The organism is Planctomycetota bacterium (assembly GCA_039182125.1).
Classification (GTDB): Bacteria; Planctomycetota; Phycisphaerae; order Tepidisphaerales; family Tepidisphaeraceae; genus JBCDCH01.
Map to the genome: position 1 here is coordinate 60,402 of JBCDCH010000015.1, position 6,626 is coordinate 67,027.

6 protein-coding genes are annotated in these 6,626 nt (G+C 65.5%); all 6 read left to right on the forward strand.

Features of this window, described 5'->3' with window-relative positions:
- Positions 1-82 precede the first annotated feature (82 nt).
- The 6 genes from AAGD32_05925 to AAGD32_05950 all read left to right on the forward strand — a co-directional run bounded on the left by AAGD32_05925 (position 83) and on the right by AAGD32_05950 (position 6,587).
- A complete protein-coding gene (locus AAGD32_05925) occupies positions 83-1,156 on the forward strand; it encodes an aldo/keto reductase (GenBank protein ID MEM8873782.1) in 1,074 nt (357 codons plus the stop codon).
- Positions 1,157-1,265: 109 nt separating this feature from the next.
- On the forward strand, positions 1,266-2,405 hold the full coding sequence (locus AAGD32_05930; GenBank protein ID MEM8873783.1) for a DUF3524 domain-containing protein: 1,140 nt from the start codon (positions 1,266-1,268) through the stop codon (positions 2,403-2,405).
- A gap of 571 nt (positions 2,406-2,976) precedes the next feature.
- The gene (locus AAGD32_05935; GenBank protein ID MEM8873784.1) at positions 2,977-3,510 is read left to right on the forward strand and encodes a transcription termination/antitermination NusG family protein; all 534 of its coding nucleotides are present in this window, start codon (positions 2,977-2,979) and stop codon (positions 3,508-3,510) included.
- 169 nt (positions 3,511-3,679) lie between these two features.
- The gene (locus AAGD32_05940; GenBank protein ID MEM8873785.1) at positions 3,680-5,299 is read left to right on the forward strand and encodes a lipopolysaccharide biosynthesis protein; all 1,620 of its coding nucleotides are present in this window, start codon (positions 3,680-3,682) and stop codon (positions 5,297-5,299) included.
- Positions 5,296-6,204, forward strand: coding sequence for a glycosyltransferase (locus AAGD32_05945; GenBank protein MEM8873786.1), 909 nt, complete (start codon positions 5,296-5,298; stop codon positions 6,202-6,204). Before AAGD32_05940 ends, AAGD32_05945 begins: the two co-directional genes overlap by 4 nt.
- Positions 6,201-6,587 carry a glycosyltransferase family A protein gene (locus tag AAGD32_05950; GenBank protein ID MEM8873787.1) on the forward strand — a complete coding sequence of 129 codons (387 nt, stop codon included), beginning with the start codon at positions 6,201-6,203 and terminating at the stop codon, positions 6,585-6,587. The genes AAGD32_05945 and AAGD32_05950 overlap by 4 nt, the downstream gene beginning before the upstream one ends.
- Positions 6,588-6,626 lie beyond the last annotated feature (39 nt).

Consider the following 6,626-nt stretch of genomic DNA (forward strand, 5'->3'; position numbering starts at 1 on the left):
CATCGAGCGACCTCGCCCGAGACGCCGGCTGCGCCGGCCACCCTCCCTCACGGTCGGACCTCGTGCGCATACCCTTCCCGTGATGTCCGATTACCAACCAGCTGATGCCCGTTACGACAAACCCGACGACTGGTTCCGCAAGTGCGGACGGACGGGGCTCAAACTCCCGGCGATTTCGCTGGGCTGTTGGCACAACTTCGGCGGTGCCGGGACCGACACCAAGGGCCGCGATGAGCCGGCGTTGCACGAGAACGCCACGGCCATGCTCCGCACCGCGTTCGACCACGGCTGCACGCACTTCGACCTGGCCAACAACTACGGCCCGCCGCCCGGCAGCGCCGAGGAACGGGTCGGCCGAACCCTCGCGTCCGACTTCGCCGGCCATCGCGATGAGCTGATCATCTCCACCAAGGCCGGGTGGGGCATGTGGGACGGTCCCTACGGCGACCTCGGCTCGCGCAAATACCTTCTCGCGAGTCTCGATCAGTCCCTCGAACGGCTCGGCCTTGATTACGTCGACATCTACTACCACCACCGCCCGGATACCGACACGCCGCTCGACGAAACGCTCGGCGCCCTCGACACCGCGGTCAAAAGCGGCAAGGCGCTTTACGCCGCGATCAGCAGCTACAGCGGCGCACTCACCGCCGACGCGCTGGTGACCTGCGAGCGGAACGGGCTGACCAAGCCGATCCTGCACCAGCCGAACTACAACATGTTCGACCGCTGGATCGAAGGCGACCTGCTGCCGATCTGCGAGCGGATGGGGTTGGGGACGATCGTGTTCTCGCCGCTTGCTCAGGGCTTGCTCACCAACAAGTACCTCAGCGGCATCCCCGACGACTCACGCGCCAAGCAAGAGAGCGGCTTCCTCCAAGAAGACGGCATCACGGCCGAGAAAGTGGCGAAGGTCCAAAAACTCGCCGCGATCGCCGGCGATCGCGGACAAACGCTGGCCCAGTTCGCGTTGGCGTGGGTGCTTCGGGAGCAGGGCGTGCGGACGGTCGGGCCGTGGACGCGCGAGCCGACGCGGGTGACCAGTGCGTTGATCGGTGCGAGCCGGCCGGAACAGGTCGCCGATTGCTGTAAATGCCTCGACGCGGGGCCGATCAGCACGGAAGACGCGGAACGGGTCGAAAAAGTGCTGGCGTCGTGACCCAACCCCTGTGACCGGGCGTTGGGATTGGGGCGCGTTGGGAAAATGGTCGGCTTTTCGAACGCCGAGCGGTTTCAGCATTCGGCGGACCCCGCGTACCATCGGGCCAATGCGCCGACTCGAAGTGCTCGCTGTTGAGCCTCTTTTCGGCGGCTTCCGCCGGGAGTCGCTCCGCGGCTTCATGCGCCACACCGAGCACCGCGTCCACCTGCTCAAACTCCCGCCACGTCGGCCGCAACGTCGATTGATCGCCTCGGGCATCTGGTTTCACGAGTCCATCTGCCTGCACCCGCCGCGCCACGAGGTGGACGGCAAGGTGCGGCGGGTCCGCTTCGACGCCGTCCTCGCCGGGGATCATCTGCACCTCTCGGACTTCCAACGACTCCACCGCCCGCTGCAGGAGAAGCCCGCGATCTTCCTGCACCACGGACCGGCACCGACCGACCTGCGCAGTCAGACGATCCGGCTCAACTCCCTGAAGGCGGCGACCGAAATCTGGACGCCGACCGCCGGCTCACGTGACGCGCTGCTCGACGAGGTTCGCCAAGCGGGCGTGCAGTTTCCGGCGTTGGGCGACAACGTGAAGCGCGTCGCCGACAAGGTTCGGCTCATCGCGTTCCCGGTCGAGGTCGGCCCGCCGTTGCGGAGCATCGAGCGCACCCGCCGCCGAATTGCGGTGGACGCGACGAGCCCGCCGTCGGATGGCGTGGTCAAGGCCATACAGCGGCTGAGCGATCGCGGCGAGAAGTTCGAGCTTTTCGTGATAGGTCCCCACGGGTCGGCGTTGCCCCGCGAGGTCGTCGCCGAAACCGTCGACCCGACCGATGACGCGGCGGTGTGCCAGGCGCTGCGGCGTTGCCGGTCGTTTCTCGGTGCGTCGGCGGAGCGGCCTTTCGATCCGTTGGCGGTGCGAGCGCTGCGGTGTGAATGTTGGGTGCTGCTCCACGACACCTCGCCCAATCGAGCGATCCTTCCGCCGTTCCATCACAGCGCGTCGTTGCACACCGACGACGTCCGGCAGATCTACGGCTGGCTATTGACCGTGTTGCACCAAGGCTTGGCCGACGGCAGCACGCGGGAAATGTCGGCGTTGCTGAGCCGATTTGATCCGAAGCGCTCGAGCGAAGCGATCGACGAAGCGATCACCGATGTCGCGGGCGAACGGAGTTACATCGACTTCGATTTCAGCGGCGAAGAGAAGGGCGAAACGTGTGACGGCACGACTTCGTCCAAGGCGACTGTGACGTGAACTGTTACTTGCCTGTTAGCAGCCAAAAAAGTCTTGCACGTTGTTCTCGTTGCTTTATGCTCGACGCATGCAGGTCCGATCATCTGTTCGGACCGGCATAATCCGATGCCGCCGGGGGCCGATTTTTGGGTTTGTCCCTTGCAACCAAGCAGGACGCTTGGCCGAACATCGGGTTCAGTTCGGTAAGGGAAGGGCGATCGACGCGAGTGTTCTCTCGAACGTCTGGCCGAACTGAAGTTGATCACGGACGTGGGTTCCTCTTCTGGGACCGCCATCTTTTCTCACAGTTGTGAACGTGATTTGTTCACGGCCTGGTGTGCTTCCTGTTTCGGCACACGCGGGCCACTGCGGGCGGTTGTTGCCGTCCGAACGGGCGTCGAAGCGATGACGCGCGGCATGGACGAAGTCCGCCCACAACCGACCAAAAACCGTCAGTTTGCCATCAAGGCATCCCATGAGAGTCCAGTCTCCGACCACCCATCCCCAGCCCGATCGTCTCGCCCCGCCTCATCGGCCGACCCTCGACAACGATCGTGCGTCAGCCGTGGGACCGCTCGACGGTCGTTCGTGTTTGCCGAGTCGTGTCGACACGATCCACGACCTGTCGGCCGCTTGGTCGGTGTTACACGTCAAGCACCGGTGTGAGAAGAAACTCGCCCATGAGCTGGACCGGCACTCGGCCGCGTATTTCCTGCCGCTGATTCCGATGCCCAGGTTGCACGGCCGAACGCGTCGAACCGTCCTCGAGCCGTTGTTCCCGGGCTACATGTTCATCAACGGCGACACTGAGCCGGCACGACGGACCAAACACATCTGCCAGGTTCTGCCCGTCTCCGATCAATCCAAGCTCATCGGTCAACTCGAGACCCTGGAGCGTGTGCTGATCGACGCCGATCCGGGCTCGGTCGAACGTTTCCCCAAGATGCCGATCGGTGCGGTGTGTCGCGTTCGGCGCGGCAAGTTCGCCGGGCTAGTCGGTCGAATCACCGAACACGCCGGCCTGACGCGCTTGCTCCTCGAAATCACCATCCTCGGCTCGGCCGCCGCGATCTGCGTTGACGCGGCCGACCTCGAAATCATCGACGACGTCGCCCTGAAGTTCTGATCCCGACGTATCTGATCTCTGTCGTACCCGTGGCCTCGTCACCGACAACTTGTGTTTGCTCCTCGCCCGGGCCCGGTCGGCTCGGCGACGTGCCCACGGCGTCGGTCGTCTCGGGTTCCGGTGCGAGGTCCATGTCACACTGATCGTCAGTCTCACTGATCGCCCACGGTTGAACGCCGCCGCTGCCACATCTCACTTCGAAGCGCATTTCGGTTCGCCGGACACGCGTAACCTCGAACGCCGCGGCGTTTCGGGCGGCCTGTTCACGCTCGGCTCGCAACTGATCAAGCTGGTCCTGCAGATCGGCGCGATGGCCGCGCTGGGTCGCCTGCTCCTCCCGGCCGACTTCGGCATCTTCGGCATCGTCATGGGCGTTGCCGGTATCGCGGCGTTGATCCAGAACCTGGGCCTCTCCGCCGCGACCATTCAGCGGGCCACCCTCACCCACCGCGAAGCGTCGGGCGTCTTCTGGATCAACCTCACCGTTTCGGCCACGCTCGGCCTGTTGCTCGCCGCTGCGTCACCGGCCATCGCGTGGGTCTTCGGCGAGCCGAAACTCGTTCCCGTCACGCTCGTCGTCGCGTTCACGTTCTTCACCGGCGGGCTGACCGCACAGCACGAAGCGCTGCTGCGCCGCACGATGAAGTTCCGCATGCTCGCGGTCATCGACGTGTTGTGCCTGATGATCGCGTTGGTCGCCGGCATCACGGCGGCGATCTGGCTACCGGGGTACTGGGCGCCGGCGCTACAGCACCTGGCGTTTTGCGTGGCGTATCTGTTCGCGGTCTGGGCCGCGGTCGCGCGGCGGGGTGGCTGGATCCCGATGCTCCCGCACACCGCGCTACGCACCAAGGAGCAGGGCGGCGGCATCAAGCAACTGCTCCGCTTCGGCGGCAACGTGACCGGGTTCGAAGTGCTCAACCACATGGTCCGCAACTCGGACAACCTGCTCATCGGGGGGTTTGCCGGCACCGCGGCGTTGGGCTTTTACACCCGTGCCTACGGCTTGCTCCTGCAACCGCTCCGGCAGGTCACGCGTCCGATCGCCCAGGTCGCCGTCCCCGGCCTGAGCCGATTGCAGGATCAGCCCGAGCGCTACACGCGGTTCTACTACGGGGCGTTGGAAATCATCACGCTGCTGACGATGCCGATGGTCGCGGCCTGCTTCGTCTTCGCCGACGATGCGGTGCTGACCGTGCTCGGCCCCGGCTGGGAACCGGCCGCGTTCCTCTTCCGCCTGCTCGCCATCGGCGCGTTCGTCGACACGTTCAACACCGCCACCGGCTGGGCGTTCATCTCGATCGGACATGTCCACAAGCAACTTCGCTGGCAGCTGCTCGAGTCGGTCATGACGCTGTTGGCTTTCGCGGTCGGGGCGGTGGTCGGGTCCCGAGCTGGCGTGGCGAGTTGGCTCGGTGTCGAGCCGATACTCGGCGGGGCGGCGGGCGTGGCGATCGCGTTCAGTGCCAGCCGGCTGCTCATGCGTGGGCCGGCGCTGATGTACTGCTACCGCGACACGCCGCTGACGCTGGGCCGGCTCGGACTGACGCTGATGACGCCGGCGTTCGCGAGTCTTGCCGCGGCCGCCGTGCTTTGGCTCGCGCCACTCCCCGAGGCATGGGCGTCGCCGATGCGGTTGATCGTCGGGTTGGCCGCCTACTCAGGGTTGTACGGCGTGCTGGTGTTGTTGACCCCGCGCGGTCGCGCGCTGGCGGGAATGGGTCTGGAGAAAGTGCGAACCCGGCTGAGCGAAAGCCGGACCGCGCCACTAGCCAAGGGGGCCGCATGACGGACAAGCTTCCGATGATCGCCGTGATCGCGACCAACGCGTCGACGCCGGACATTCTCTGGCGAACGCTCGAGTCGTTGGGCCGGGCTGATCTACCAGCGGGCTGGCGCGGCGTGTGGGTCGTCGAGAACGGCGGCACGCATCGTGCGGTGGATGCGGTGGTCTCGGCCCCGGACCGGTTGAAAGTGCGGCACCTGCCCACGCCTGATCGCGGCAAGTGTCGGGCCTTGAACCAAGCCGCCAAGTGGGCCGCCGCGATGATGCCCGGTGCGTTGATGGTCTTGCTTGACGACGATGTCCGTGTCGACACGGGCACGCTGACCGCGTACGCCGATGCGGCGTCGGCCCGTCCCGCCAACGCTTTCTTCGGCGGGCCGACCGACGTCGACTACGAACGCGACGTGCCGGTCTGGTTGCTCGACTACCTGCCGGTGTCGGCGCGGGGTTGGAGTCATGGCGGCGGTCCGGTCACCGAGCCCGTGTTTCTCGGCTTCAACTGGGCCGCCTACGCCAAAGACATTCTCGCCGTCGGCGGGTTCGACGAATCACGCGGCCCCGGTTCGGGCACGGCCACTCTCGGCGACGAAGGCGACATGCAGCAACGTCTGCTCGATGCCGGCAACACTGCCCACTACGTGCAAGCGGCGAAAGTCTGGCACTGGGTACCCGCCGACAAGTGCACGCCCGACTGGGCGCTGGAACGCAACTACCAGCAGGGCCTCGAAGCCGGTCGACAGGTCGGACCCAACGAACGACTGCCGCTCTGGCTCCGGCGTCGGCAACTCGTCGCCGCCCTGCGCAAGCTCGCCGCGCCGATCTTCGGTGCCAACGCGGCATTCGCCGCCGAGCACAAAGCCCGATTCAACGCCGGCCTCGCCGACGGCATGAGATTGGCCTCCCGATGACCGCAACATGTGACATTCTCATGGTCACCCACGACCGTCCGGATTATGTCCGGCTGTCGCTGCCGCGCTTGCTCGAAACCTGCGACGACGACGCGGCCGTATGGCTCTGGCACAACGGCGAGCATGCCGAAACGCTGCGATTGGTGCGGGAATTCGCCGAGCACCCCAAGGTCACACGCTTCCATCACAGCATCAAGAATGTGCAATTGCGTGAGCCGACCAACTGGCTGCTGGGCAACTCGACGGCCGACCTGTTGGGCAAGGTCGACGACGACAACCTGATGCCGATGGGCTGGCTCGATAAGCTGCGTGACACGCACGCCGCTGATTGGTCGCTTTCGTGTGTCGGCTGTTGGACTTTACGAGTGGAGGACATCGACTAAGCCATCGCGGGCCTTATGGTCGTCGCGTACGGATACGAC

Bases quoted from the DNA above. Each gene is read 5' to 3' on its own strand.
- AAGD32_05925 (MEM8873782.1), top strand. From the start codon at position 83: ATGTCCGATTACCAACCAGCTGATGCCCGTTACGACAAACCCGACGAC.
- AAGD32_05930 (MEM8873783.1), top strand. From the start codon at position 1,266: ATGCGCCGACTCGAAGTGCTCGCTGTTGAGCCTCTTTTCGGCGGCTTC.
- AAGD32_05945 (MEM8873786.1), top strand. From the start codon at position 5,296: ATGACGGACAAGCTTCCGATGATCGCCGTGATCGCGACCAACGCGTCG.
- AAGD32_05950 (MEM8873787.1), top strand. From the start codon at position 6,201: ATGACCGCAACATGTGACATTCTCATGGTCACCCACGACCGTCCGGAT.